Origin of the sequence: Streptomyces sp. HmicA12 (assembly GCF_000373565.1) — a bacterium.
GTDB lineage: Bacteria > Actinomycetota > Actinomycetes > Streptomycetales > Streptomycetaceae > Streptomyces.
In genome coordinates, this window is sequence record NZ_KB891851.1 from 58913 (window position 1) to 85718 (window position 26806).

General features: G+C 68.8%; 22 protein-coding genes and 1 pseudogene. 14 read left to right on the forward strand and 9 right to left on the reverse strand.

The genetic code is table 11. The annotated features are described in order from the left end of the window. Window positions 1–52: 52 nt before the first annotated feature. Window positions 53–2767: an aconitate hydratase AcnA gene (acnA, locus tag B072_RS0139325; protein WP_018535493.1), complete on the forward strand. Its 2715-nt coding sequence runs from the start codon at window positions 53–55 to the stop codon at window positions 2765–2767. Between the two features lie 57 nt (window positions 2768–2824). Here acnA and B072_RS0139330 read toward each other — a convergent pair whose 3' ends face one another. Continuing rightward, window positions 2825–3355 carry a hypothetical protein gene (locus tag B072_RS0139330; protein WP_026246777.1) on the reverse strand — a complete coding sequence of 177 codons (531 nt, stop codon included), beginning with the start codon at window positions 3353–3355 and terminating at the stop codon, window positions 2825–2827. Window positions 3356–3394: 39 nt separating this feature from the next. Further along, window positions 3395–3703 (reverse strand): ArsR/SmtB family transcription factor, encoded by a 309-nt coding sequence (locus B072_RS0139335; protein ID WP_018535495.1) that lies wholly within the window; start codon window positions 3701–3703, stop codon window positions 3395–3397. A 132-nt stretch (window positions 3704–3835) separates the two neighbouring features. On the opposite strand from B072_RS0139335, the gene B072_RS0139340 reads away from it, so the two are divergent. After that, window positions 3836–5257 (forward strand): MFS transporter, encoded by a 1422-nt coding sequence (locus tag B072_RS0139340; protein WP_051127397.1) that lies wholly within the window; start codon window positions 3836–3838, stop codon window positions 5255–5257. A gap of 9 nt (window positions 5258–5266) precedes the next feature. Here B072_RS0139340 and B072_RS45065 read toward each other — a convergent pair. From B072_RS45065 to B072_RS0139355, 3 genes and pseudogenes are all read right to left on the reverse strand, one after another. Further along, window positions 5267–5599, reverse strand: a pseudogene (locus B072_RS45065) (DUF664 domain-containing protein); the annotation flags it as partial. A 7-nt stretch (window positions 5600–5606) separates the two neighbouring features. Beyond that, complete coding sequence (locus B072_RS0139350; RefSeq protein WP_018535498.1) at window positions 5607–5843, reverse strand: DUF397 domain-containing protein; 237 nt, start codon at window positions 5841–5843, stop codon at window positions 5607–5609. Continuing rightward, complete coding sequence (locus B072_RS0139355; protein WP_026246779.1) at window positions 5840–6664, reverse strand: helix-turn-helix domain-containing protein; 825 nt, start codon at window positions 6662–6664, stop codon at window positions 5840–5842. The genes B072_RS0139350 and B072_RS0139355 overlap by 4 nt, the downstream gene beginning before the upstream one ends. Window positions 6665–6778: 114 nt before the next feature. Here B072_RS0139355 and B072_RS0139360 point away from each other — a divergent pair, with 114 nt between their 5' ends. From B072_RS0139360 to B072_RS0139375, 4 genes are read left to right on the forward strand one after another with little or no spacing between them, the layout of a single operon-like run. Continuing rightward, window positions 6779–7219, forward strand: a complete 441-nt coding sequence (locus tag B072_RS0139360; RefSeq protein ID WP_018535500.1) for an ATP-binding protein — start codon at window positions 6779–6781, stop codon at window positions 7217–7219. A 55-nt stretch (window positions 7220–7274) separates the two neighbouring features. Then, window positions 7275–8462: a PP2C family protein-serine/threonine phosphatase gene (locus B072_RS45070; RefSeq protein ID WP_158689293.1), complete on the forward strand. Its 1188-nt coding sequence runs from the start codon at window positions 7275–7277 to the stop codon at window positions 8460–8462. Between the two features lie 55 nt (window positions 8463–8517). Continuing rightward, on the forward strand, window positions 8518–9165 hold the full coding sequence (locus B072_RS0139370) for a dihydrofolate reductase family protein (RefSeq protein ID WP_018535502.1): 648 nt from the start codon (window positions 8518–8520) through the stop codon (window positions 9163–9165). A gap of 37 nt (window positions 9166–9202) precedes the next feature. After that, on the forward strand, window positions 9203–9619 hold the full coding sequence (locus B072_RS0139375) for a hypothetical protein (protein ID WP_018535503.1): 417 nt from the start codon (window positions 9203–9205) through the stop codon (window positions 9617–9619). A gap of 76 nt (window positions 9620–9695) precedes the next feature. Here B072_RS0139375 and infA read toward each other — a convergent pair whose 3' ends face one another. The 4 genes from infA to B072_RS0139395 form a co-directional block, all read right to left on the reverse strand. Beyond that, window positions 9696–9914 carry a translation initiation factor IF-1 gene (gene infA, locus B072_RS0139380; protein ID WP_018535504.1) on the reverse strand — a complete coding sequence of 73 codons (219 nt, stop codon included), beginning with the start codon at window positions 9912–9914 and terminating at the stop codon, window positions 9696–9698. Beyond that, on the reverse strand, window positions 9914–10711 hold the full coding sequence (locus B072_RS0139385) for a GNAT family N-acetyltransferase (protein WP_026246780.1): 798 nt from the start codon (window positions 10709–10711) through the stop codon (window positions 9914–9916). The genes infA and B072_RS0139385 overlap by 1 nt, the downstream gene beginning before the upstream one ends. 178 nt (window positions 10712–10889) lie before the next feature. Further along, entirely contained in the window at window positions 10890–11678 is a 789-nt protein-coding gene (locus tag B072_RS0139390) for a class I SAM-dependent methyltransferase (RefSeq protein WP_018535506.1), read from the reverse strand. A gap of 71 nt (window positions 11679–11749) precedes the next feature. Beyond that, window positions 11750–15598 carry a GH92 family glycosyl hydrolase gene (locus tag B072_RS0139395; RefSeq protein WP_026246782.1) on the reverse strand — a complete coding sequence of 1283 codons (3849 nt, stop codon included), beginning with the start codon at window positions 15596–15598 and terminating at the stop codon, window positions 11750–11752. A gap of 821 nt (window positions 15599–16419) precedes the next feature. Here B072_RS0139395 and ngcE point away from each other — a divergent pair. From ngcE to dxs, 8 genes are all read left to right on the forward strand, one after another. Then, window positions 16420–17760 carry an N-acetylglucosamine/diacetylchitobiose ABC transporter substrate-binding protein gene (gene ngcE / locus B072_RS0139400; protein ID WP_018535508.1) on the forward strand — a complete coding sequence of 447 codons (1341 nt, stop codon included), beginning with the start codon at window positions 16420–16422 and terminating at the stop codon, window positions 17758–17760. A gap of 7 nt (window positions 17761–17767) precedes the next feature. After that, window positions 17768–18829: a carbohydrate ABC transporter permease gene (locus tag B072_RS0139405; protein ID WP_018535509.1), complete on the forward strand. Its 1062-nt coding sequence runs from the start codon at window positions 17768–17770 to the stop codon at window positions 18827–18829. Next, complete coding sequence (locus B072_RS0139410) at window positions 18826–19734, forward strand: carbohydrate ABC transporter permease (RefSeq protein ID WP_026246784.1); 909 nt, start codon at window positions 18826–18828, stop codon at window positions 19732–19734. Before B072_RS0139405 ends, B072_RS0139410 begins: the two co-directional genes overlap by 4 nt. Window positions 19735–19963: 229 nt before the next feature. After that, entirely contained in the window at window positions 19964–21175 is a 1212-nt protein-coding gene (locus B072_RS0139415) for an ROK family transcriptional regulator (protein WP_026246785.1), read from the forward strand. Window positions 21176–21308: 133 nt separating this feature from the next. Continuing rightward, entirely contained in the window at window positions 21309–22424 is a 1116-nt protein-coding gene (locus tag B072_RS0139420) for a sugar ABC transporter substrate-binding protein (protein WP_199791148.1), read from the forward strand. 207 nt (window positions 22425–22631) lie between these two features. Further along, entirely contained in the window at window positions 22632–23423 is a 792-nt protein-coding gene (locus B072_RS0139425) for an ATP-binding cassette domain-containing protein (protein ID WP_026246787.1), read from the forward strand. Then, on the forward strand, window positions 23420–24709 hold the full coding sequence (locus B072_RS0139430; protein ID WP_018535514.1) for a sugar ABC transporter permease: 1290 nt from the start codon (window positions 23420–23422) through the stop codon (window positions 24707–24709). The genes B072_RS0139425 and B072_RS0139430 overlap by 4 nt, the downstream gene beginning before the upstream one ends. A 171-nt stretch (window positions 24710–24880) precedes the next feature. Beyond that, window positions 24881–26800 (forward strand): 1-deoxy-D-xylulose-5-phosphate synthase, encoded by a 1920-nt coding sequence (gene dxs / locus B072_RS0139435; RefSeq protein ID WP_018535515.1) that lies wholly within the window; start codon window positions 24881–24883, stop codon window positions 26798–26800. The last annotated feature ends 6 nt before the right edge of the window (window positions 26801–26806 follow it).

The following is a 26806-nucleotide window of genomic DNA, read 5'->3' on the forward strand; positions in this document are numbered from 1 at the left end:
GTGGCGGCAGGATGCGGTGGAACGCGCACATAAATGTATGAAGGAGACTGTCGTGTCGGCGAACAGCTTCGACGCCCGTAGCACGCTGAGCGTGGGCGACGAGTCGTACGAGATCTTCAGGCTGGACAAGGTCGAGGGCTCCGCACGCCTTCCCTACAGCCTCAAGGTTCTTCTGGAGAACCTGCTCCGCACCGAGGACGGCGCGAACATCACCGCCGACCACATCCGTGCGCTCGGCAACTGGGACTCCCAGGCGCAGCCCTCGCAGGAGATCCAGTTCACGCCGGCCCGTGTGATCATGCAGGACTTCACCGGTGTCCCGTGTGTCGTGGACCTCGCCACCATGCGTGAGGCCGTCAAGGCCCTCGGCGGCGACCCGGCGAAGGTCAACCCGCTCTCCCCGGCCGAGATGGTCATCGACCACTCCGTCATCGCCGACAAGTTCGGCACCAGCGACGCGTTCAAGCAGAACGTGGACCTGGAGTACGGCCGCAACAAGGAGCGCTACCAGTTCCTGCGCTGGGGCCAGACGGCCTTCGACGACTTCAAGGTCGTCCCGCCGGGCACCGGCATCGTCCACCAGGTCAACATCGAGAAGCTGGCCCGTACGGTCATGGTCCGGGGCGGCCAGGCCTACCCCGACACCCTGGTCGGCACCGACTCGCACACCACGATGGTCAACGGCCTGGGTGTCCTGGGCTGGGGCGTCGGCGGTATCGAGGCCGAGGCCGCGATGCTCGGCCAGCCGGTCTCGATGCTGATCCCGCGCGTCGTCGGCTTCAAGCTGACCGGCGAGCTCCCGGCCGGCACCACCGCCACCGACCTCGTGCTCACGATCACCGAGATGCTGCGCAAGCACGGCGTCGTCGGCAAGTTCGTCGAGTTCTACGGCGAGGGCGTCGCCGCCACCTCGCTGGCCAACCGCGCCACCATCGGCAACATGTCGCCGGAGTTCGGTTCGACCGCCGCGATCTTCCCGATCGACGACGAGACGATCAACTACCTGAAGCTGACCGGCCGCAGCGAGCAGCAGGTCGCGCTCGTCGAGGCGTACGCCAAGGAGCAGGGCCTCTGGCTCGACCCGAAGGCCGAGCCGGACTTCTCGGAGAAGCTGGAGCTCGACCTCTCCACGGTCGTCCCCTCCATCGCCGGTCCGAAGCGCCCGCAGGACCGCATCGTCCTCGCGAACGCCTCGCAGCAGTTCGCCCAGGACGTGCGCAACTACGTCTCGGACGACTCCGAGGCGGGCAAGGAGTCCTTCCCGGCCTCCGACGCCCCGGCCGTCTCCAACGGCGTCCCGTCGAACCCGGTCACCGTGACCGCCCCCGACGGCTCGACGTACGAGCTGGACCACGGCGCCGTCACCGTCGCCGCGATCACCTCCTGCACCAACACCTCGAACCCGTACGTGATGGTGGCCGCGGCGCTCGTCGCGAAGAAGGCCGTCGAGAAGGGCCTGACCCGCAAGCCGTGGGTCAAGACCACGCTCGCCCCGGGCTCGAAGGTCGTCACCGACTACTTCGACAAGTCGGGTCTGACCCCGTACCTGGACAAGGTCGGCTTCAACCTCGTCGGCTACGGCTGCACCACCTGCATCGGCAACTCGGGCCCGCTGCCCGACGAGGTCTCCAAGGCCGTCAACGACCACGACCTCGCGGTCACGTCGGTCCTCTCCGGCAACCGGAACTTCGAGGGCCGCATCAACCCCGACGTCAAGATGAACTACCTGGCGTCCCCGCCGCTGGTCGTCGCGTACGCCATCGCGGGCTCCATGAAGGTGGACATCACCAAGGACGCCCTCGGCGCCGACCAGGACGGCAACCCGGTCTACCTCAAGGACCTGTGGCCGACCGAGGCCGAGGTCAACGACGTGGTGGCCAACGCCATCGGCGAGGACATGTTCTCGAAGTCGTACGAGGACGTCTTCGCGGGCGACGCCCAGTGGCAGGCCCTGTCGATCCCGACCGGCAACACCTTCGAGTGGGACAGCGAGTCGACCTACGTCCGCAAGCCCCCGTACTTCGAGGGCATGACGATGGAGACCACCCCGGTCTCCGACATCACGGGCGCCCGCGTCCTCGCCAAGCTGGGCGACTCGGTCACCACCGACCACATCTCCCCGGCCGGTGCGATCAAGGCCGACACCCCGGCCGGCAAGTACCTCACGGAGCACGGCGTCGAGCGTCGTGACTTCAACTCCTACGGCTCGCGCCGTGGTAACCACGAGGTCATGATCCGCGGCACGTTCGCCAACATCCGCCTGCGCAACCAGCTCGCGCCCGGCACCGAGGGCGGCTACACCCGCGACTTCACGAAGGAGGACGCCCCCGTCTCCTTCATCTACGACGCGTCGCGCAACTACATCGACCAGGGCACCCCGCTGGTCATCCTGGGCGGCAAGGAGTACGGCTCCGGTTCGTCCCGCGACTGGGCCGCCAAGGGCACCGCGCTGCTCGGCGTCAAGGCCGTCATCACCGAGTCGTACGAGCGCATCCACCGCTCGAACCTCATCGGCATGGGCGTCCTGCCGCTGCAGTTCCCGGAGGGCCAGAACGCCGAGTCCCTCGGCCTGACCGGCGAGGAGACCTTCTCCTTCACCGGCGTCGAGGAGCTCAACAACGGCACCACGCCGTCCACGGTGAAGGTCACCACCGACACCGGTGTCGAGTTCGACGCGGTCGTCCGCATCGACACCCCCGGTGAGGCGGACTACTACCGCAACGGCGGCATCATGCAGTACGTGCTGCGCAACCTGATCCGCAACTAAGCGGTACGGCAGAGCGGTTGAGGGCCGCATCCCCGGTGACGGGGGTGCGGCCCTCTCTCATGCGTCCGGTCCGTCCGGCCCTTGTGCCCGTACCCGCCGCACCTGCTCCAGCGACGCGCGCAGCTCGTCGAGCCAGTCGTCGGCGTTGCGCTGGACGAGCCGAACGCACCAGGCCAGCGCGTCGCTGCGGCTGCGGGCCACGCCGCCGGCCACCAGGGTGTCCAGGACCTGGCGCTCGGGCTGCCGCAGCCGGGTCATGACGGGCGCCGACACGTGGGTGAACAGGGCCTGTTCGTCGCCGCAGCGCACGCCCCAGGACACCTTCCTGCGGAACCGGTGCTCGGCCTCGCGCGCGACCCCGACGCGCTCCTCGCGCGTCCGTTCGCGGAACTCCTGGATGCGGCCCTCGACGGCGGCGGCGCGCTCGGCGTCGGAGGCGTCCTTCGCGACCCGCGGCTCGGGGACACGGCCGACGACCGTGATCTCCTCGCGGTCCACGGTGATCTCGGCGGGCCCTTCGAAGAGCCCGTCGGGCAAGCGGCCGGCGAACCAGCCGCGCAACTGCTCGTGCTGTTCGGCTGTAAGCATGTAATCACCGTTGCACCGCCGGGAGTCGAGGGCAAGCCCTCAGCCGGCGGCCATGAGGTCGAGCAGTCCGGGGAAGCGCGCGTCCAGCTCCTTCCTGCGCAGGACCGCCGTGCGGCTGTTGCCGTGGTCGACCATGCGCAGCAGGCCCGCCTCGCGCATCACCTTGAAGTGGTGCGAGGTCGTGGACTTGGAGACCGGCAGTTGGAAGTACGCGCAGGTCCGCTCGGTGTCGTCCGGCTCGCGCAGGAACTGTGCGATCACCGCGAAGCGGTGCGGGTCGGAGAGCGCGTGCAGGACCGTGCGCAGGTCCATCTCGGCCGGGGTGGGGTGGCCGTCCTCGTCCGGCATGGTCGGCTCCTCGCGTCGTAGGTCTCTCTGATCCCCATAGGTTCTACTTGCATCGTACCTCCATGGCATGCGAAGGTCAGGTTCGATTCACATCGAACCTCTCGCCTCTATCTCCTCGGGGGTCTCTCACGCATGTCCATCTCCGGAACAACTGCCGTGCCCGTGCCGCCGGTTGAGGCGGGCGGGCGCAAGCGGCTCACCCTCGGCGCCGTCCTCCTCGCCGTCTTCGTCGTCCCGATGTCCATCTCCGGGACCGCCGTGGAGCTGCCCGGCATCGGCGCCGACCTGCACGCCTCCGACGCCGCGCTGCAGTGGGTCGTCAACGCCTTCAACGTCGCCTTCGCCTGCTGCACCCTCGTCTGGGGTTCCGTCGCCGACATCATGGGACGGGTACGGGTCTTCGCCGCGGGCGCGTTCCTGTTCGCCCTGGCCGCCGCGGGCAGTGCCTTCGCGAGCGACCCGCTCGCGCTCGACGCGGCCCGCGCCCTCGCCGGGGTCGGCGGCGCCGCGATCTTCTCGGCCGGTGCGGCGATCCTCTCCACGGCGTACGAAGGAGCCGAACGGGCCCGCGCCTTCGCGCTCTTCGGGGCCGTCGCGGGCATCGGCGTCTCGCTCGGCCCGACCTTCGCGGGGCAGCTGGTGGCGGGCGTCGGCTGGCGGTGGGTGTTCGCGCTGCACGCCGCCGCACTGCTGGTGGCGCTGTGCGCGGTGCCGGTGATCGCCCGGACCGTGCCCGATTCCGTACGAGGATCAGCGCGCCTCGACGTACCGGGCGGCCTCGTCTTCGTCGCCGCGACGGTGCTGCTGACCACCGGGATCGTGCAGGCGTCGCAGTGGGGCTGGATGAGCGCGGGGACGGTCGCCCTGTTCGCGGCCGCGCTGGTGGCGCTGGCGGTCTTCGTCGTCGTGGAGCGGCGCAGCGCGCATCCCGTGCTGGATCTCGGGCTGCTGCGCGAGCGGCGGTTCCTCGGGCTCGCGCTCGTCCCGGTCGCGGCGTCCTTCGGCTTCGTCACGCTGCTCACGTACCTGCCGAGCTACCTGACGGCCGTCACCGGGCGCGACAGTTCGGCGGCCGGTCGGCTGATGCTGCTCCTGACTTTGCCGGTGCCGGCGTTCCCGGTGCTCGCCGCGAGGCTCGTCGAACGGGGTGTCGGAGCCAGGAAGTTGATCCTGGTGAGCCTGGGCTGCCTGGTCGTCGGTGACCTCGGGCTGCTGCTCTTCTCGCCGCACGCCGCCGTCGCTGTCATCGCCCTGCCGATGATCGTCACCGGCGCCGGGATGGGCCTGTCGGCCGGGCTCGTCGACGGGCAGGCGCTCGCCCTGGTCGCCCCCGAGAAGGCCGGGATGGCCGCCGGGTTCGTGAACACGCTGCGGCTGGGCAGCGAGGCCGTCGCGGTCGCCGTGTACGGGTCGGTGATGGCGAGCCTGGTCGGCGCGGGCCACGCCTACGACTCGGCTTTCCACGGGCTGCTTTGGGGGCTCGCGGCCGCGTGTCTCGTGCTCGGGCTCGTGGTGGCGTGGCTGCTGCGCGGGGGTGCGGCCACTCGTTCCTGACGGGCGGTGCTACTGGCCCACCCGTCCGTCGATGCGCTCGCGCAGCAGGTCGGCGTGGCCGCTGTGCCGGGCGTACTCGTCGATCCGGTGCACCATCAGCTCCCGGATCGCGATCCCGTCCCTGCCGACGCGCTCGCCCAGGTCCGTGAACTTCGCGGGCGCGGCGTCCGTCTCCGCCTGCTCGCGCTCCAGATCGGCGTACGCGGCGTCGACCACGGCCCGCTCGGCCACGGCCCCGTGGAAGTCCGCGCCCTTGGGCCCCTACAGCTTCGGCAGCGGCTCGTCCAGGGTCAGCCAGGTGCGCCAGTCCCGCTCCACCTCGGCGAGGTGCCGGATCAGTCCCTGTCGCTCACGCGCGGCTGTCCAGAAACGCTGCCCAGGCCTCCGGCGCGACCGTGAAGTGGGGGCCTTCGGGGTTCTTGGAGTCGCGGATGTGGATGGCGGTGGGGTGGGTGGCCACCTCGACGCAGGCGCCGCCCTCGTCGTTGCTGTAACTCGACTTCCGCCAGTCGTAGGCGACTTCGAGGCACTGGCCGCCTTCGCTGCCGCTGTGGCTCGACTTGAACCAGTTCCGTACGGTGCTCATGACTCTCCTAGCAGCCGGTTCAGCAGGCCCCTGGAGTGCTCCGGAGTGAGGGCCTGTGATCGCAGCATCGCATACTTGCGCGCCAGGATGGACACCTCGTCGGGGTCGGAAACCCACTGGCTGCCGCGTTGCGACTCGGTGTAGGCGAGGTGCTGGTGGGTCGGAGTTTCCAGCAGGGTGAAGGCGCCGTCGAGTCCGGCGTGTGCCGGGGCGTCGAGCGGCAGGAACTGCAGAGCCAGACCCGTTAGTTCGGCACATGCGCGTAAGTGGCGCAGTTGCTCGATGCGTGCTCGCGGTTCCAGGTACGCCAGCTGGAGCGCGGCCTCCCAGACGATGAAGCTCAGCGTCGGCGGGGTCTTGCGGTGCAGGATCTTCTGGCGCTGGACGCGGCCCGCAGTCTTGGTCTCGATCTCGTCCTCGTCGTACGCCGGGACGCGATTGCGCAGCACCGTACGGGCACACTCCTCGGTCTGAAGAATGCCGGGCACGGCCAACACGTCGTACCAGGACAGCGCGATCACCTCCCGCTCATGCGCCATGTACTGCTCGGCGTACAACGGGAACTGGTCGATCTCCGGCAGGCTGGCCACGGCCACCGACAACGCCCCCTTGGTGTCCAGGAGTTGATCCAGCGCTGCGGCCAGATCCGGCAGCAGAGGCCGCCTGCCCTGCTCGATCGCGGCGACGGTCGACTCGGTGACGACGAGGCGGCGTGCGAGCCCCGCCTGGGTGAACCCGGCGGACTTGCGGAACAGGGCGACGAGGTCGGCGACCATCCTCATCGCCGACGGATTCTTCGGCGGACGTTTCCCGGTGCTCATGACCGTCAATGTCCCCGCCCCCACTCTCGCTCGATCCCGCTCGAACCCCGACAAAGAATCTGTCGGGGTCGCGGCACTGCCGACGGCCGGTCACCGTCGGCCACATTCCTGCCCATGAACGAGACCACCCAACTCCACGGATTCCGGGAGCGTTTCTACCGGCGGGAACGCCAGTCGGTCCCGGCCGCACGGGAGTTCGCCCGCGCCGCGCTGGCTGCCTGGGGCGTGGGGGAGCGGGCGCACGACATCCTGCTCTGTGTCAGCGAGCTGACCACCAACGCACTGGTGCACGGGGTGCCGCCCGGACGGGGCTTTCTGCTCCGGATGCTGCCGTACGAGGATGGGGAGCTGATCCGCGTAGAGGTGCACGACAGCGGCGACGGCTGCCCGGCCGTACCGCGACCGGTCGACGACGCCGAGGGCGGCCGGGGGCTGCTCCTCGTGGCGGCGCTGGCGGACAAGTGGGGGGTGGGGGAGCGGGACCCGGGCAAGGTGGTGTGGTGCGAGTTCGGGGGGCCGTACGTGACGGGCCCGGCACGTACGGCGAGCGCGTAGTTCACATTTTGGACATTACCTTTCCTTTACCAAAGGGCATATGTACCGTTTCGGGATGCGCAAACCCGCGTTCTCCGCCTGGCCCACCTGGCCCGCCGCGCTCTGTCCCGGCATCGTCGCGGCCGTGGTCATCACCGCGTGCGACGCCCTGCTCGGCGAGTCCGTCGGGCTGCTGGCGCTGTACGCGGTCTGCCCCGCGCTCACCGCGTGCTGTGCCTCGCCACGGCGGGTGGCCGTCTGCGGGGCGTTCGCGATGGTGCTGTGCGCGGCTGTGGCTGCCTACGACGACCTGCTGTTCACGCGGCGCGGGCTCGTCGCGCTCGGCAGTGTCTTCCTGGTGAGCGTCGCCTCCGCCGTCGCCGCCCACGCGCGGGTGCAGCAGGAGCAGCGGGCCGCGCAGCAGCGCCGGATCTCCGAGTTCGTGCAGGGCGTCATCCTCGCCCCCGTGCCCGGGGACACCGGGCCCGCCGCCATCGCCGCTTCCTACCTCTCGGCGACCGAGGACGCGCGGATCGGCGGCGACTTCTACGAGGTGGTCCCGGTGCGCGGCGGCGTCCGTGTCCTCATCGGCGACGTCCAGGGCAAGGGGCTCAACGCCGTACGCACGGCCTCCGTCACCCTCAGCGCCTTTCGGCTGAGCGCCCACGACGCCGTCGACCTGGACGGCGTCGCCTTCAGCATTTCGTGCGCGCTGCACCGCAGGGGAGTGGAGGAGCAGTTCGTCACCGCGATCCTCGCCGAGCTCGACGACGCGGGCCGGCTGACGATGCTCTCCTTCGGGCATCCGCCGCCGCTGATCGTGCGGGCGGGCGGCGGCCATGAACTCGCGCACCCGCCGAGCCCCGCCATGCCCTTCGGCCTGGAGTGGCTGGACCCGGACCCGCCCGAGCCGACCCGAGTCGACCTGGCGGCCGGCGACCGCGTCCTGCTCTACACCGACGGGCTCGCCGAGGCCCGGGACGCCGAGGACGCGTTCTACCCGCTCGTGCAGCGCGTCTCCCTGCTGCGCGGCGAGTCCCTCGACGACTGCCTGGTGGAGCTGCGCCGCGACGTCGACGACCACACCAGCGCGGGCGTCGACGACGACTCCGCGCTGATGCTCCTCGAATACCGCGAGCGCGAGGAGACGGACGACGCGGGGAACCGCCCCCTGCTGCCCCTCCAACTGGACGGCCATCGGCACGGGCCGCGCGACCGCTCCTGCTCGGTGTGCAGCGTCCAGGACTGTCCGCTGGTGCGATGAGTCCCCGCGTCCGGCAGAGTCACTTTGAGGACACCCGCGATCACAGGAGTGACGCATGACGGACCAACTGCTGCGCGTCCAGAACTTCAACGTCTCCGGCGACGGCTTCGGCGCCGGCGAGGGGCAGAGCTTCGAGCGGCCGTTCGGGCACGCCGACCCGGGCACCATGTTCGCGTGGTGCGGTGCCACCGCGAGCTGGCCGATGCGCACCGACCCGGGCGGCAGCCGCGGCCTCGACGACTACCTGACACGGGACTACCCCCGCAACATCGGCGCGGAGATCATGGGCCGCGGCAAGTTCGGGCCGCAGAAGGGTCCCTGGGAGGACCACGAGTGGCAGGGCTGGTGGGGCGAGGAGCCGCCGTTCCGTACGCCGGTGTTCGTGATGACGCACCACACCCGCCCGCCGATCACGCTCTCCGACACCACGTTCCACTTCGTCGACGCCGACCCGGCCACCGTCCTCGCACAGGCCAAGGAGGCGGCCCAGGGCAAGGACGTCCGGCTCGGCGGCGGCGCGACCGTCATCCGGCAGTTCCTCGACGCCGACCTCGTCGACACCCTGCACGTCGCCGTCTCGCCGCACGTGAAGCTCGGCTCGGGCTCGCGTCTGTGGGAGTCGCCGGACGAGCTGCGCGACCGGTTCCAGGTGGACGTGGTGCCCAGCGCGAGCGGCGTCACGCACTATCTGTTCTGGCGGTAGCCGGACAGCACGGCCGTGCGGCTGCTTTACTGCGCGCATGTTCACGGGGGTGTGCGTCGGGCTCGGCGCGCTGACAGGGACGGCCATCGCGACGTGGCGTGCGCGCAGGGCCGCCGCCCGGGCCGAGGCCGGGCAGGCCGTCCACTTCGCCGTCGGAGCCAACCGGCCACAGGACGGGCGCAAGTACAGCCTGGGCCGGGTCCGCTCCGACCGGCCGTTCCACTGGGAGCCCCGGTGGCGGTGGAATCGGCTGCGGCACCTTCCCGACGGTCTGCTCGTGGTTCAGACGCGGGAGATGACGCTCAAGGAAATGCTGTGGCTCCCGTCCGGGGCCGTCGTCCTCGAATGCTCCTCGGACGACGGGCCGGTCCGGCTCTGGGTGCACCGGGCACAGGCGGAGCAGGTCAGGTCCCTGGTCCGGCGCGCGTGGTCCGCGCCGGAAGGGAACAGCTGACCGCCCCGCACCGGAGCGGGTGGGCGCGAAGAGCCCGCACCCACCCGCGACGTCAGGTCGACACCTCAGCCGGTCATCAGTTGCGGTACCGGTAGAGGATCCGGCCGCGCGTCAGGTCGTAGGGGCTGAGCTCCACGAGCACCCGGTCGAACGGCAGGATCTTGATGTAGTTCTTCCGGATCTTGCCGCTGATGTGCGCGAGCACCTTGTGCCCGTTGGTCAGTTCCACCTGGAAGGTGGCATTGCGGAGACACTCCGTGACGGTGCCTTCGATCTCGATACCTGTTTTCGGCATTAGTGAAGTACGACCTCCAGGTTGCTGCCGGCGCGCTCGGCGCCGATGGTGTTGAACAGTGCGGCGGCGGCCGCGTTGGCGGCGCCGACCTCGCCCGTGGCAGCTCGTACCCCGGACCGGTGCAGGGAACCCAGCACGTCGGCGAGGAGCGCCCGGGCGATGCCGTGGCGCTGCCGGTCGGCGAGCACCGCGACGAGGCCGATCCGTGGCTGCCGGGGCACCGGCGCCAGACGGAGCAGGCCCACGTACCGGCCGCCCTCGGCGGCGACCGCGTACTTCGTAGGGTCTATCACGGTGGCGTCGTCGAGGCGGGGCAGCACCTCGGCCGGCATCTCCCGCCAGCCGACGGTGGCCTCGACCTCGGCCCGGATCGCGCGGTCCAGCGCGCGCAGCGGATCCTTGTCCGCCGCGCCGAGGGGGAGCACCGTCACACCGGCCGGCGGCCGCACCGCGCCCAGGCCCGTGACCTGCGGGTCGGTGGGTACGCGGACCACCCACTCGCGGCGCCCGGCCGTGAAGCCGAGCCGCTCCCACTGGATCCTCTGGGCGGGGTCGGCCTCGTCGACCGTCGTGTACAGCGGCCTCGGCAGGGCCGCGAGCATGGCGGCGGAAAGCCGCTCGAACGTGGCGTCGTGCCAGCAGTCGATGCTGAGGAAAAGCCGCCCGTCGGGCCGGGGCCAGGCCGCGCCGTCACCGGCCACCCGGCCGTCGTCGTCCAGCGCCTGCCACTGCCCGTCGGAAACGCGGGCGATCGTCACAGCGGGAACTGCGGGAACTGCGGGAAATGTTGGATCCATAGGTCTCTGCCTTTCAGGAGTGCCTCGTCCAGGCGCTCCTGGCGACCTATGTCAACCGCCCGACCGTGGGAAAGAGGGGAGCACCCACCTGCGTACTGCGGTCATGGGTCCCACCTCCTCGGGCTGCGTCACGGTTCACGGCAGACAGTAGGCGCCGTGATGGAGTTCCGTCCACTGATTAAAGCCGCCGCACGCGCAGCGCCCCGGTCCGCATCGGCAGCGTGAACCCGCCGCGCGCGGTCTCCGGCCTGCTCGCCAGGAACGCCCGGATCCGGGCCGGCGCGGCCTCCCGCTCCCGCTCCTCCATGACCAGGACGCCCGCGCGCGTCGCGAGGGTCGCGACGAGGGAGTCGGCGGTGCGGGCCTGCCCGTGCGGGAACTCGGCCTGTTCTGGCGAGCCGAACCGGGCGTCCGCACCGGTCTTCGGAAGGTGCATGTCCGCCGTCTCGACACACCAGCTCGCGGGCGTGTCCCGCGGCCCGACGGCCGCGCTCCCGGCGACCCGCGCGAGCCCGGCGACCCACTCCACCCCGTCGTCCAGCACGTTCCACAGACCGGCCAGGACACCGCCGGGCGCGAGGACCCGGGCGATCTCGGGTCCCGCGACGGCCATGTCGAACCAGTGCATCGCGTTGCCCGCCAGCACGGCGTCGACGGACCCGTCCGGCAGCGGAATCGACTCGGCGCTCCCCGACAGGGCGCGCACGTCCGGCAGCGCGCGGCGCAGCTCGGCCAGCATCGCCGAGTCCGGCTCGACCGCGCTGACCTCGGCCCCCAGCGCGGCCAGGGCCGCGGTGAGCTTCCCGGTCCCGGCGCCGAGGTCGAGGACCCGCGGGCCGGGCGCGCATCCGAGCGCCCACTCCACCGCGGCCCGCGCGTAGTCCGGACGGTGCTCGGCGTAGGCGGGCGCCGCGGCGCCGAACGACGAGGCGTGCAGCCGCAGTTCACCCTGACCCATCTGATCCATGGGGCGACGCTGACGCCACGGGCGGGCATGAACCATCCATGCCCGCCCGCGAGTTCAGCTGCCGGAGAAGGTCAGCTCAGCAGCTCCACCTCCGCCACCGTCGCCGCCCCGCCGGTGAACACCAGCCGGTACTGCTTGTGTGTCCCCGGCTGCGGTACCGAGAACGCCCGGGTCTGCTTGTCCCAGGTGAAGGACTCGCCGGAGCGTTCGTCGACGGTCTTCCACGACGTACCGTCGTCCGACGCCTCCAGCTTCCAGCCCGTCGGGGCCTTCGCCTTGTCGTCCGACGTCAGCGTGTACTGCACCGCCTTCGCGCCGTCCGCGCCGACCGGCAGCTCCACCGACTCCGAACTCGCCGACGTGGCGGAGGAGTTGTCGAACAGTGGGCCCGAGCCCGTGATCGCGTCCTTGCGGGGTGAGGGCACCCTGTCGTCCTGGGTGATCGAGGTCGGCGCCGCGTCCGAACCCGTACCCCACTTCGACGGCTTCGCGCCCATGTCGAACTCGATGACACCGCCCTTGGCGACGACCGAGTTCGGCAGCGACGTCTTCGACCACGTACGGCCGTTGACCTTCACGCCCTGCACGTAGACGTTCTTCGCGCTGTTCTTCGGCGCCTTGACGACCAGGTCGTGACCGTTCTCCAGGTGCAGCGTCATCTTCGTGAACTGCGGTGAACCGATGGCGAATTCGCCGCTGCCCATCACGAGCGGGTAGAAGCCGAGCGAGGAGAAGAGGTACCAGGCCGACTGCTCGCCGTTGTCCTCGTCACCGTGGTAGCCCTGGCCGATCTCGCTGCCCGTGTAGAGCCGCGAAAGAACCTCGCGGACCTTCTCCTGCGTCTTCCACGGCTGGCCCGCCGCGTCGTACATGTACGTGACGTGGTGCGCGACCTGGTTCGAGTGGCCGTACATGCCCATCCGGACGTCCCGCGCCTCGGTCATCTCGTGGATGACCCCGCCGTAGGAACCGGCCACGTCCGCCGAACCCGTCTCCGGCGTCGCGAAGTACGTGTCCAGCTTCTTCGCCAGACCGTCCTTGCCGCCGTACAGGTTCGCCAGGCCCCTGCTGTCCTGGACCGCGGTGAACGCGTAACCCCACGCGTTCGTCTCCGTGTAGTCGTAGCCCCAGATCGCCGGGTCGAAGTCCTCGGACTTCACGCGCCAGTCGCCCTTGGCGTCCTTGCCCTGGAAGAAGCCCGTACCGGCGGCCTTGTCGTCGAACATGTTGACGTAGTCGCGGGCCCGGTTCAGGAAGTACTCGGACTCCTCCTTGTACTGCTTCTTGCCGGTCTTCTTGTAGAGCGCCTGCCCCATCTGCGAGATGCCGTAGTCGTTGAGGTAGCCCTCAAGCGCCCACGACAGGCCCTCGTGGGTGTCCGTGGAGGTGTAGCCGAGGAACGGCGACGTCTCCATGCCCTTGCGGCCCACACCCGACTGCGGCGGCACGACCGTCGCGTTCTTCACGGCCGCCTTGTACGCGGACTCCACGTCGAAGTTGTCGACACCCTTCACGTACGCGTCGGCGAACGCCACGTCCGACGACGTGCCGGTCATCAGGTCCGCATAACCGGGCGAGGACCAGCGCGAGATCCAGCCGCCGTCGCGGTACTGCTGCACGAACCCGTCGACCAGCTCACCCGCCTTCTTCGGCGTGAGGAGGGAGTACGCGGGCCAGGTCGTCCGGTACGTGTCCCAGAAGCCGTTGTTGACGTACGGCTTGCCCTCGACGATCTTCGCGCCGGTGTGCGTCGGGGTGTCGGGGCCCGGCATCGGCGAGAACGGCGACGCGTACTGGTACGACGCCTTCTTCCCCTCCGAACGGACCTTCTCGAAGCCCGAGTTGGGGTACAGGTACAGGCGGTACAGCGACGAGTACAGCGATGTGCGCTGGTCCTCCGTCGCGCCCTCCACCTCCACCTTGTTCATCAGCGTGTCCCACTGGGCGCGCGCCGCGTTCTTCACCGAGTCGAAGGAGCGCGACCCCGGCAGCTCCTGCGCCAGGTTGTCCTTCGCCTGGTCGATGCCGATGAGGGAGGTCGCGAGCCGCAGCGTGACGGTCCGGTCCTTGCCCGCGTCGAACGTGAAGTGCCCCTTCACGCCCGCCGATTCGGCTTCCTTGACCGGCTTGTCGAAGACGCCGTAGACGAAGAGCCGGGTGGCACCCGTCGACAGGCCCGACTTCACGTCCGAGTAGCCGGTGACGACCCCGGTGTCCTTGTCGAGGGTCAGGCCGCCCTGCTCGGAGACGTTGTCGAAGACGACGCTCGCGTCGTCGCCGGGGTAGCTGAAGCGGAGCGCCGCCGCATGGTCCGTCGGCGTCATCTCGGCCTTCACGCCGTTCTCGAACTTCACGCCGTAGTAGTACGGGCGCGCCGTCTCGTTCTCGTGCTTGAAGGGGAGCGCGCGGCCCGTGCGGGACGTGTCCACCGCGTCGCCCGACTTCGCCGACGGCATGATCTGGAACGTCTGCCGGTCACCCATCCACGGACTCGGCTCGTGGCTCGCCGCCAGCGCCTCCATGGTGGGCAGGTTGTCCGCGTTGTTGTCACGCGCGTAGTCGTACAGCCAGCTCAGCGAGCCCGCGTTGGTCACCGGCGTCCAGAAGTTGAAGCCGTGCGGGACGGCCGTCGCCGGGAACGTGTTGCCGCGGCTGAAGCCGCCGCTGGAGTTCGTGCCGCGCGTCGTGGACGCGTAGTCGCTCAAGTGGGCCTTGGGACGGGCCGGTTGCACCTGCTTGACGCTGATGTCGTCCAGCCAGCCGCGGAACTTCGCCGGGCCCTTCGCCGAGTCGTACGCGACCAGCACCCGGTCGATCGTCTTGCCGGCCGCGACCGACCCGATCGACGACTTCACGGCGTTCCACTGGTTCACGTACAGCCGCTTGGCGTCGCCCTGCCCCTGCGGGGTGAGCAGACCGCCGTTGGAGTCGACCGCCTTCAGGTCGCTCAGGTACGTGCCGTCGGTGAAGGCGAGGTCGACGGAGACGTTCGTCGCGTCGTAGTCCCGGTCGCCGTCCGCCATCTGCGGGAAGACCTTGTACGACAGCTCGGTGTTCCGCGCCACCGCCACGTTCACGTCGAAGACCTTGTTGTACGAGTACGCGCGGCCGTCCGCCTTGTGCGTGCCCGCGTACCGCAGGGCCCGGGTGCCGGTGAAGCCCGCCCCCGCCTTGGCCGTCGGCGACCCGCTCGGGCCCTTGTCGACGAGCGAGATCATGTCCTCGGGCGCCGGGGCCTGCTCGTCACCCGTCGACAGCTGGAAGTCGGCCAGCTGCGTCGCGTCGCTCGCGCCGTTGTTCTTCGTGAACTCGATACGGAAATGGGAGTACTCGGCCGGACTCTGAAGGTCGTACGTCTTCGCCGTCAGCCGCTTGTCGAAGCTCTCGCCGGTGCGGGAGTCGAGGGTCGTCCACTCCTTGCCGTCCGCCGAGCCCTTGAGGACCCAGTCCTTCGGGTCGCGCTCGTCGTGGTCGTTGGCCGACGTCAGCGCGTACTTGGTGATCTTGACCGCGGAGTCGAGGTCGTACTCGACCCAGGCAGTCGGCGTGAACGCCAGCCACTTCGTGGTCGCCTCACCGTCGACGAGGTTCGCCGCGACCTCGCCGCCGCCCGCGTTCTCGTCACTGGCGCGGACCTCGGTCACATGGCCGTTCACATTGCCCGGAATACCACCGGTGTAGCTGCCGTCGACCCCGGACGCCCGCTTGGTGCCGTCCGGGGCGGTGTCGACGGTGTTCAGCCAGTCCGGAGCGGGTTGTCCCGCTTCAAAGGATGAATCGAACTCCGTTGCTGCTCGCGGCTTTTGGGGCGCCGCCGCGACGGCGGCACCCTGACCGGCCGCCGTCAGCACCAGAGCGGCCGCCCCGAGGGCGGCCGTGGCGGTGAGTCTGCCTCGTGTGGGCCTTGATCTGCCTTGCATGGGGTGTGCACCCTCCCGGCGACGTCGACAACGTTGTCAGTTCGCTGCGCAAGGTCCAGTAGGGCTTCAAGTGGCCAGCGGTGTCAAGGGTGTTGGTGCGGGTCGGCGTGCCGCCGAAGTGAAGGGCTGAATGTGACCCTGTGTACATCCCTTGAAAGCAAGGCAGTTGAGGGGAGCGACAACGTCCGCGGTGCGGCTTATTTCCGGGAGGTCTCAACTCGGAAAAGACCGATGTCCAAACCTGCTTTCGATCTTGCCCAGTTCACAGGGAGTGGACTATACCTGTCGGCGTCCGGCCCGCCCGAGTTCAGGCCATGACCGGACCCGGGGGACGGGGGATGCGGCTGGGACGCGGAAAGCGGCCCGGGATCCGTGTTTCTTCATCTGCCCCGGAACTCTTCGTACCACCCAGCTCCAACTGCGTTCCCCTTTCAGAAGGGGACAACACAGCACATCACCGCGGTGCCGGGGAGGATCCGGTTCACCGCCTGAGTCCTGGAGAAGGCGAGGACTTGAGCATGGGATCCACCCCCGGCGTGGGCCATCGCGATCTGATCAAGCGGAGCGCGACCGTCGCTCCGGCCACGGCCCCGGCGACCGCTCTTCCGGCATTGCTCAGCTGATCACCATCGGTGCCGCCGAGCGGCTCCGAGACGACGGCAGAAAGACGTGTGGCCGGCGCATGGCCAACCCGGCCCGGCGGCCGCACACGCAGCACACCCGTACAGATCCATTCGATCAGTGAGGATGCAGAGATGACCATTCGTGCCGGCTCTCTTGACAGGCGGACGCTCCTGCGCGGGGCGATCGCGACGGCAGCCATGGGTTCGTTCGCGGTTGCGTGTGGCTCTCCCTCCAGCAGTGACGACAATGACAGCGGCCCGAAGGGCAAGAAGGACGCCAAGAACCCGTTCGGCGTCGCCGCGAACTCCAAGGTCGACGCGGCCATCTTCGACGGCGGCTACGGCACCGACTACGTCGACTACGTCAACCAGGTGGTCGGGAGCCAGGTCAAGGGCCTCAAGGTCCAGGTCAAGCCGGTCGTCGACATCGCCCCGGAGCTTCAGCCCCGGTTCGTCGGCGGCAACCCGCCGGACCTCATCGACAACTCCGGTGAGGACCAGATCGGCTTCCTCGGCATCCTCGACCAGCTCGAGGAGCTCGACGACGTCTTCGAGGCCAACACCTACGAAGGCAAGAAGATCGCCGACATCGTCTACCCCGGCGTCAAGAACCCGGGGACGTTCAAGGACAAGTTCGTCGCGCTCAACTACGTGATGACGGTGTACGGCGTCTGGTACTCCAAGACGCTGTTCGCGGAGAACAGCTGGACCCCGCCGAAGACGTGGGACGAGGCGCTCGACCTCGGCCAGAAGGCGAAGAAGAAGGGCAAGTACCTCTTCGTCCACGGCAAGGAGGCGGCGACCTACTACCGCACGCTCCTGATCGACTCGGCGATCAAGGAGGGCGGCGACGAGGTCCGGCTCGCGCTGGAGAACCTGGAGAAGGGCTGCTGGTCGCACCCGGCCATCCAGGGCGTCATCAAGGTCATGGAGACCATGGTCAAGCAGAAGATGTTCGTCCCCGGTGGCTCCGGCACCCAGTTCCAGAAGGCGCAGGCGATCTGGAGCAACGACCAGAAGGCGCTGCTCTACCCGTCCGGTGGCTGGATCGAGAACGAGATGAAGAAGGCCACCAAGGCCGACTTCCAGATGACCGGCTTTCCGTCGATGACTCTCACCGACAAGCCGAAGATCCCGTACGAGGCGATTCGCGCGGCCGCGGGCGAGCCGTACATCGTGCCCAAGCAGGGCAAGAACCCGGCCGGCGGCAAGGAAGTCCTGCGGGCGATGCTGTCCGAGAAGGCGGCCGCCAACTTCTCCAAGACGAAGCTGGCCCCGACGATCGTCAAGGGCACCGTGCCCGCCGACGGCTACGGCTCGTCCGCCCTCGTCTCGCAGACGAAGATGCTGGAGGCCGCCGGCACCAACATCTTCACCTACAACTTCGTCGAGGCCTACGGGCTGAACACCGACCAGTTGGTGCCGTGGAACTCGTTCCTGGCCGGCGACCTCGACGCCAAGGGTCTGACCTCGGCGCTGCAGAAGATCTCCGACAAGGTCAGGGAAGACGACTCCGTCGACAAGATCAAGGTCAGCTAGCACTGCGATGAAAGACAAGACCACCACCTCCGACACCGCGAGCCGCCGGCCGACGCCGGCCGCTCGCGGTGGGCGGCCCCGACGCCGCAAGCTCACCTTCGACCGGGTGACGTTCTTCCTCGCGTTCCTCGGCGTTCCGCTGGCCATTTTCGTGCTCTTCGTCCTGTATCCCTTCGTGCAGGCGATCTTCTGGGCGATGACCGACTGGCGCGGCTTCAGCCCGGACTACCACTTCGTCGGCTTCGACAACTTCACGAAGATGTTCCAGGACGACATCTTCCTGAAGGCGTTGCGCAACGTCACGGTGCTGGCGATCTGCGTGCCGTTGGTGACGTTGACGCTCGCCCTGGGGGTCGCGGTGGCCATCACCCTGGGCGGGCCCAGCAAGGGCCCCGTCCGGGGAATCCGGGGAGCGTCCTTCTACCGGATCATCTCGTTCTTCCCCTACGTCGTGCCGGCGATCATCGTCGGCCTGATCTGGGCGCAGATGTACGACCCGAACGCCGGCCTGCTCAACGGCGTGCTCACCGGGATCGGCCTCGACGGGTTCGACAAGTTCGCCTGGCTGGGCGAAACGGTGAGCGCGATGCCGGCCCTGATATTCGTCATCGTCTGGGGGCTCGTCGGGTTCTACGCGGTGCTCTTCATCGCCGCGATCAAGGGAGTTCCCGGCGAGCTGTACGAAGCGGCCAAGATCGACGGAGCCGGCCGGTTCCGGACGACGATCTCGATCACCCTTCCGGCGATCCGGGACAGTGTGCAGACGGCGTACATCTACCTGGGCATCGCCGCCCTCGACGCGTTCGTCTACGTACAGGCGATGTTGCCCGGCGGTGGTCCGAACAACTCGACCCTGACGATCAGTCAGCGGCTGTTCAATGTCGCCTTCGCCAAGCAGCAGTTCGGATACGCCACCGCGATGGGCGTCGTCCTCGCCGTCGTCACCCTGGTGTTCGCGGCGCTGGTGTTCCTCGTCAACCGTCTGACGGGTGGCGGCGAGGGCGAGGGCAAGAAGAAAGCGCGTGGGTTCGGGGCTCGGCGTGCAGGAGCCAAGGGAGGTGCCCAGTGAGCGCTGTTGCTGCCGACCGGAAGCCGGTGAGTGACCGGAAGCCGGCGCGGGACCGGAAACTGACGAGAGCCGCCGCGAGCAGCGACCGCAGGTTCGCGGTGATCTCGCACACCCTGCTGATCCTGTGGTCCGTGATCGTGATCGTGCCCATGCTGTGGGTGCTGGTCTCGTCCTTCAAATCGACCAGCGAGATCCTTTCGTCACCCTTCAAGCTGCCGCATCGCTGGAGGTTCGAGAACTACGCGCACGCGTGGACCGACGCGAGCATCGGGAAGTACTTCCTGAACTCGGTGATCGTCGTCGTCTGCGCGCTGTTCCTGGTGATGCTGCTGGGCGCGATGTGCGCCTACATCCTGGCCCGGTTCGAGTTCCCCGGCCGCCGGCTGATCTACTACGTGATGCTCGCCGGGCTGACGTTCCCCGTCTTCCTGGCGATCGTGCCGCTCTTCTTCCAGCTGCAGAACTTCGGGCTGCTGAACACGCGGCCGGGGCTGATCCTCACCTACGTCGCGTTCGCGCTGCCGTTCACGGTGTTCTTCCTCTATGCGTTCTTCCGGTCCCTGCCGCATGACGTCTACGAGGCCGCGCTGATCGACGGCGCCGGTGACTGGCGGGCGTTCTTCCAGGTGATGCTGCCGATGGCCCGTCCGGGCATGGCGGCGGTGGCGATCTTCAACTTCCTGGGGCTGTGGAACCAGTTCCTGCTGCCGGTGGCGCTCAACACCGACCAGGACAACTGGGTCCTGACCCAGGGGATGTCCGCCTACGCGTCCTCGCAGGTCTACGACATCGACTACGGTGGCCTGTTCGCGGCGATCGTGATCACGGTCGTGCCGGTACTGATCGTCTACATCATCTTCCAGCGCCGGATCGCCGGTTCGGTGTCGCAGGGCACCTTCCGCTGACGTCCACCGTCGCTTCGCGTACTGGGGTCCGGCCCCGGAGAGACAGCTCTCCGGGGCCGGACCCTCGCACGTGTACGGGCTACCGCCGGTAGCCGGCGGTGGACACGGCCTGGAACCGATTTCTGTCAAGGGCTTGACGTCACTGGGCGATTCAGCGGAGCTTGGAGTTCATAACTTGTACAAGGCTCGGTCACCCACGGTGACGCGCGCCACGGATAAGGGTGGGTCAATGGAGACTCCGGGGTCGCAGTCGTCGCTGCACCGGGCCAATCTTGAGCGGGTCGTGCGCGCCGTACGCCTCGCCGGGTCGCTCACGCAGGCGGAGATCGCGAGGACGACGGGCCTGTCCGCGGCGACGGTCTCCAACATCGTCCGGGAGCTCAAGGACGGGGGGACGGTCGAGGTCACGCCCACCTCGGCCGGCGGCCGCAGGGCCCGCAGCGTCTCGCTCAGCGGTGACGCGGGCATCGTGATCGGCGTCGACTTCGGCCACACGCACCTCAGGGTCGCCATCGGCAATCTGGCGCACCAGGTGCTCGCCGAGGAGTCCGAGCCGCTCGACGTGGACGCCTCCGCGGCGCAGGGCTTCGACCGCGCGGAAGAGCTGGTCGAGCGCCTGATCGCGGCCACCGGCGTGGACCGTACGAAGGTCGCGGGCGTCGGGCTCGGCGTCCCGGGCCCCATCGACGTGGAGAGCGGCACGCTCGGCTCCACGTCGATCCTGCCGGGCTGGACGGGCACCAGGCCCGCGGAGGAGCTCAGCAGGCGCCTCGGCGTCCCCGTGCACGTCGACAACGACGCCAACCTGGGCGCGCTCGGCGAGCTGGTCTGGGGGAGCGGGCGCGGGGTCAGGGACCTCGCCTACATCAAGGTCGCGAGCGGTGTCGGCTCCGGCCTGGTCATCGAGGGCAAGATCTACCGCGGCCCCGGCGGCACGGCGGGCGAGATCGGGCACATCACGCTCGACGAGTCGGGCCCGGTCTGCCGCTGCGGCAACCGCGGCTGCCTGGAGACCTTCACCGCCGCCCGCTACGTGCTGCCGCTGCTCCAGTCCAGCCACGGCACCGATCTGACCATGGAGGGCGTCGTCCGCCTCGCGCGCGACGGCGACCCCGGGTGCCGCCGGGTCATCGCGGACGTCGGCCGGCACATCGGCTCGGGTGTGGCCAATCTTTGCAATCTGCTGAACCCCAGCCGGGTGGTCCTCGGCGGCGACCTGGCAGAGGCCGGAGAGCTGGTCCTGGGGCCCATCAGGGAGTCCGTGAGCCGCTACGCGATCCCGAGTGCCGCCCGCCAACTCTCCGTCCTTCCTGGGGCGTTGGGCGGCCGCGCGGAGGTGCTGGGGGCGCTCGCCCTGGCACTCAGTGAAATGGGCGATTCGACCCTTTTGGACGGTATTGGTGGGAGCACTGTTCCCGCTGCTACACCTGCCTTCACTTAGAGAACGCATGACACCGTTGCCATCTCGTTAAGTATTTACTCCTTGACGCTTGTGTTGCGGCCGAGTTGACTCCCAGCTACCTCGGCCGCAACGACGCGGCCTCGTCAGGGAGGTTTCTGAAGTGAACACGCAGATGCGTCGTGCGGCTTTTGCTTTCTGTGCCACCGCCATGGCTGTCTCTCTCGCAGCCTGTGGCTCCGCCAAGGAGTCCAAGGACGACGGCGACAAGGCCAGCAGCGGCTCCAAGAAGGGCGACGCCATCACCGTCGGCCTGCTCCTTCCGGAGAACCAGACGGCTCGTTACGAGAAGTTCGACAAGCCGATCATCGAGAAGCAGATATCCAAGCTGACCAACGGCAAGGGCAAGGTCGAGTACCTCAACGCCAAGCAGGATGCTTCCCTGCAGTCGCAGCAGATCGACACGATGATCACCAAGAAGGTCGACGTCCTGATCCTGGACGCGGTCGACTACAAGGCCGTCGCCAACGGCGTGAAGAAGGCCAAGGACGCCGACATCCCGGTCGTCGCCTACGACCGCCTGGCCGAGGGCCCGATCGCCGCCTACACCTCGTTCGACAACACCGAGGTCGGCAAGACCCAGGGCAAGGCCCTGCTCGACGCCATGGGCTCGGACGCCAAGCCCAGCAGCAAGATCGTCATGATGAACGGCGCGATCACCGACCCGAACGCCAAGCAGTTCAAGGACGGCGCGCTCTCGGTGCTCAAGGGCAAGGTGAACATCGCCAAGTCCTACGACACCAAGGAGTGGAAGCCGGAGAACGCCAACGCCAACATGGAAGCCTCCATCTCGGCGATCGGCAAGGACAAGATCAAGGGCGTCTACTCCGCCAACGACGGCATGGCCGGCGGCATCATCACCGCGCTCAAGGGCGCGGGCCTGAGCAAGCTCCCGCCGGTCACCGGCCAGGACGCCGAGCTCGCCGGTGTGCAGCGCATCGTCACCGGTGACCAGAACATGTCGGTCTTCAAGTCGTACCCGGAGGAGGCCGAGACCGTCGCCAAGATGGCCGTCTCGATCGCCAAGACGGGCAAGCTCGACTCCGCGGGCCTGGAGACCAGCACCGTCGACAGCGGTACCGACAAGGGCATCGCGTCGGTCATCGTCCCGGTCGTCTCGCTGACGCAGAAGAACATCAAGGAGACGGTCATCGACCAGGGTTACTACACCCTGGACGAGATCTGCACGGCCAAGTACAAGGCCGCCTGCGACAAGATCGGCCTCAAGTAAGCAAGTTGGAGTCACCGCTCCGGTAACTCCCTTGTCCTGCACGGGACTTGCGCACCTTCCCCGGTAGCGCTCCTGTGTAAGCACGTCCGGCGCCCCGCCGCCGACAGCCCCGCAAGCTCAACGGCGGGGCGCCGGACGGAAATCACCCCCCTCTGTCTTCACTTCTGTTCAACCTCCCGCCGGGTCAGGCCTTTGGCGGCGAAGGAGATGGTTCACGTGTCCGCTACGCCTGTTCTGGCGTTGCGCGGGGTCTCCAAGCGATTCGGTGCCGTCCAGGCGCTCACCGACGTAGAGCTTGAGGTCCACGCTGGTGAGGTGGTCGCCCTGGTCGGCGACAACGGCGCCGGAAAGTCCACCCTTGTCAAGACGATCGCCGGTGTGCACCCGATCGATGACGGCGTCATCGAGTGGGACGGCAAGGCCGTCGCGGTCAACAAGCCGCACGACGCCCAGAACCTGGGCATCGCGACCGTCTACCAGGACCTCGCGCTGTGCGACAACATCGACGTCGTCGGCAACCTGTTCCTCGGCCGTGAGATCAAGCGCCGCGGTGTGCTCGACGAGGTCGAGATGGAGCGCCGCGCCAGGGAGCTGCTCCAGACCCTGTCGATCCGCATCCCGAGCGTGCGCATCCCGATCGCCTCGCTCTCCGGCGGTCAGCGCCAGGTCGTGGCCATCGCCCGCTCCATGCTCGGCGAGCCCAAGCTCGTCATCCTCGACGAGCCGACGGCGGCCCTCGGTGTCGAGCAGACCGCCCAGGTCCTCGACCTCGTGGAGCGTCTTCGCGAGCGCGGGCACGCGGTCATCCTCATCAGCCACAACATGGCCGATGTGAAGGCCGTCGCCGACAAGGTCGCCGTGCTCCGGCTCGGCCGCAACAACGGTGTGTTCGAGGTCAAGACGACCTCGCAGGAAGAGATCATCTCCGCCATCACCGGCGCCACGGACAACGCCGTGACCCGTCGTGCGGCGCGCAGCAACGCGGAGGCTCAGAAGTGAGCATCGAAAAGACCAAGGTGAGCAAGGCCCCCGTGGACGCCGCTCCCGCCGCGGCCGGCGCCGCCGTGACCGCCGTGGACCCCCGCCTCCTCGTGCGCGAGCAGGGCTTCGCGGGCTACATCAGCGAGTTCAAGCGCAAGATCAAGGGTGGTGACCTGGGTGCGATACCCGTCGTCATCGGCCTGATCGTCATCTGCGCGATCTTCCAGAGCCTGAACTCGGCCTTCCTGGGCGCGGAGAACCTCAACAACATCTTCGTCGCCATGGTGGCCACCGGCATGATGTCGGTCGGCATCATCTTCGTGCTGCTGCTCGGCGAGATCGACCTGTCGGTCGGCTCCGTCTCCGGCGTCTCCTCGGCGATCACCGCCGTACTGAGCGTCACGCACGGCATGAACGAGTGGCTCGCCGTCCTCGTCTCGCTGGCCGCCGGTGCCGTCATCGGCGCCCTGCACGGCTTCTTCTTCGCCCGGGTGGGCGCGCCCGCCTTCGCCGTGACGCTGGCCGGTCTGCTGTTCTGGAACGGCTTCATGCTCCAGATCCTCGGCTCCAACGGCACGATCAACCTCGACAGCGACGGCGTGGTCGGCAAGCTCACCACGTACTACTTCTCGGACGTCGCCGCCGCCTACGGCCTGGCCGTCGTCGCGGTCCTCGCCTACTTCGTGCCGAGCTTCCTCGGCAACCGCCGCCGCGAGGCCGCGGGCATCCCGTCCCGCCCGCTGAGCGACCTCCTGGTGCGCACGGTGCTGCTCGCCATCGGCGTCTTCGGCGTGGCGATCATCTTCAACAACTACAAGGGCCTGCCGCTCGCGGTGCTGCTCTTCGCCATCGTGCTCGTCGGCTCGGACTTCGTGCTGCGCCGCACCTCGTACGGCCGCAAGGTCTTCGCGCTCGGCGGCAGCGTCGAGGCGTCGCGCCGTGCCGGTATCAACGTCACGGCGGTCCGGATCTCGGTCTTCGCCATCGCGGGCCTGTTCGCGGCGGTCGGCGGTCTCTTCTGGGCCTCCAAGATCGCGGCGGCCAACCAGGGCGCCGGCTCCGGCGACCTCCTGATGAACGTCATCGCCGCGGCCGTCATCGGTGGCACCAGCCTCTTCGGTGGCCGGGGCCGCACCTGGAACGCGCTCCTCGGTGTGCTGGTCATCACCTCGATCCAGTACGGCCTCGCCCTCCAGGGCATCGCCACCCCGATCCAGTACATGATCACCGGTGGCGTGCTGCTCGCCACGGTCGTCATCGACTCGGTCACCCGCAAGACCCAGAAGTCGGCCGGCCGCGCCTGACCGTGCCTCTCTGAGCTGACTGTGCCCGGCGTCAACGGTGACGCCGGGCACAGTCATGCCCCGAACGCACGGCCCGGACGCCGCCGACAACGGCGGAACATTAGACTCGACAGACCCGGCAAGCTCGAACAGCTCAACCAGCTACTACAGCTCTACTGCAAGGAGGCACGGGTGCCGCTGCTGACCCGCATCACGGGACCGCGCGATCTGGACCGGCTCAGCCAGGAGCAGCTGGACCAGCTGGCGGATGAGATCCGGACCTTCCTCGTCGACGCGGTTTCCAAGACCGGCGGCCACCTCGGCCCGAACCTCGGCGTGGTCGAGCTCACCATCGCCCTGCACCGGGTCTTCGAGTCGCCGCAGGACCGGATCCTCTTCGACACGGGCCACCAGTCCTACGTCCACAAGCTGCTCACCGGCCGCCAGGACTTCTCCAAGCTGAAGATGAAGGGCGGCCTCTCGGGCTACCCCTCGCAGGCCGAGTCCGAGCACGACGTCATCGAGAACAGCCACGCCTCCACGGTCCTCGGCTGGGCCGACGGCCTGGCGAAGGCGAACGAGCTGCGCCGCAAGGACGACCACGTCGTCGCGGTCATCGGTGACGGCGCGCTCACCGGCGGTATGGCCTGGGAGGCGCTGAACAACATCGCGGCCGCCAAGGACCGCCCGCTGGTCATCGTCGTCAACGACAACGAGCGCTCCTACGCCCCCACCATCGGCGGCCTCGCCAACCACCTGGCCACCCTGCGCACCACGGACGGCTACGAGCGGTTCCTGGCCCGTGGGAAGGACTTCCTGGAGCGCACCCCGGTCGTCGGCAAGCCGCTGTACGAGACGCTGCACGGCGCCAAGAAGGGCCTCAAGGACTTCATCGCCCCGCAGGGCATGTTCGAGGACCTCGGCCTGAAGTACCTCGGCCCGATCGACGGCCACGACATCGAGGCCCTGGAGTCCGCGCTGACCCGCGCCAAGCGGTTCGGCGGCCCGGTCATCGTGCACTGCCTCACCGAGAAGGGCCGCGGCTACCGCCCCGCCCTGGAGGACGAGGCGGACCGCTTCCACGGCATCGGCCCCATCCACCCGGACACCGGCCTGCCGATCAAGGCCTCCGGAGCCGACTGGACCTCGGTCTTCGGCGAGGAGATGCTCAAGCTCGGCCAGGAGCGCGAGGACATCGTCGCGATCACCGCCGCGATGCTCCAGCCGGTCGGCCTGGACAAGTTCGCCAAGGCGTTCCCGGAGCGCGTCTACGACGTCGGCATCGCCGAGCAGCACGGCGCGGTCAGCGCGGCCGGCCTGGCCACCGGTGGCCTGCACCCGGTCTTCGCCGTCTACGCGACGTTCCTGAACCGCGCCTTCGACCAGCTCCTCATGGACGTGGCCCTGCACAAGTGCGGCGTCACCTTCGTCCTGGACCGGGCCGGTGTCACCGGCACCGACGGCGCCTCGCACAACGGCATGTGGGACATGTCGATCCTCCAGGTCGTCCCCGGCGTCCGGATCTCCGCGCCGCGCGACGCCGACCAGGTCCGCGCCCAGCTGCGCGAGGCCGTCCAGGTCGAGGACGCCCCCACCGTCGTCCGCTACTCCAAGGGCGCGGTCGGCCCGGCCGTCGAGGCGGTCGGCAAGGTCGGCGGCATGGACGTGCTGCGCGAGCCCGGTTCCGACCGGCCCGACGTGCTCCTGGTCTCCGTCGGCGCCCTCGCGCCCATGTGCCTGGAGATCGCCGACCTGCTCGACAAGCAGGGCATCACCACGACCGTCGTCGACCCGCGCTGGGTCAAGCCGGTCGACGAGGCGATGGCCCCGCTGGCCGAGCGGCACCGCGTCGTCGTCACCGTCGAGGACAACTCCCGCGTCGGCGGCGTCGGGTCGTCGATCGCCCAGGCCCTGCGCGACGCGGGCGTCGACATGCCGCTGCGCGACTTCGGCATCCCGCCGCGCTTCCTGGACCACGCCTCCCGCAAGGAGGTCATGGCGGAGATCGGCCTGACGGCGCCGGACATCGCCCGCCAGGTCACCGGTCTGGTGTCGAAGCTGGACGGCCGCCAGGAGCACTCCGCGGCCGAGATGGAACCGGCCCGCGACTGACCCGCG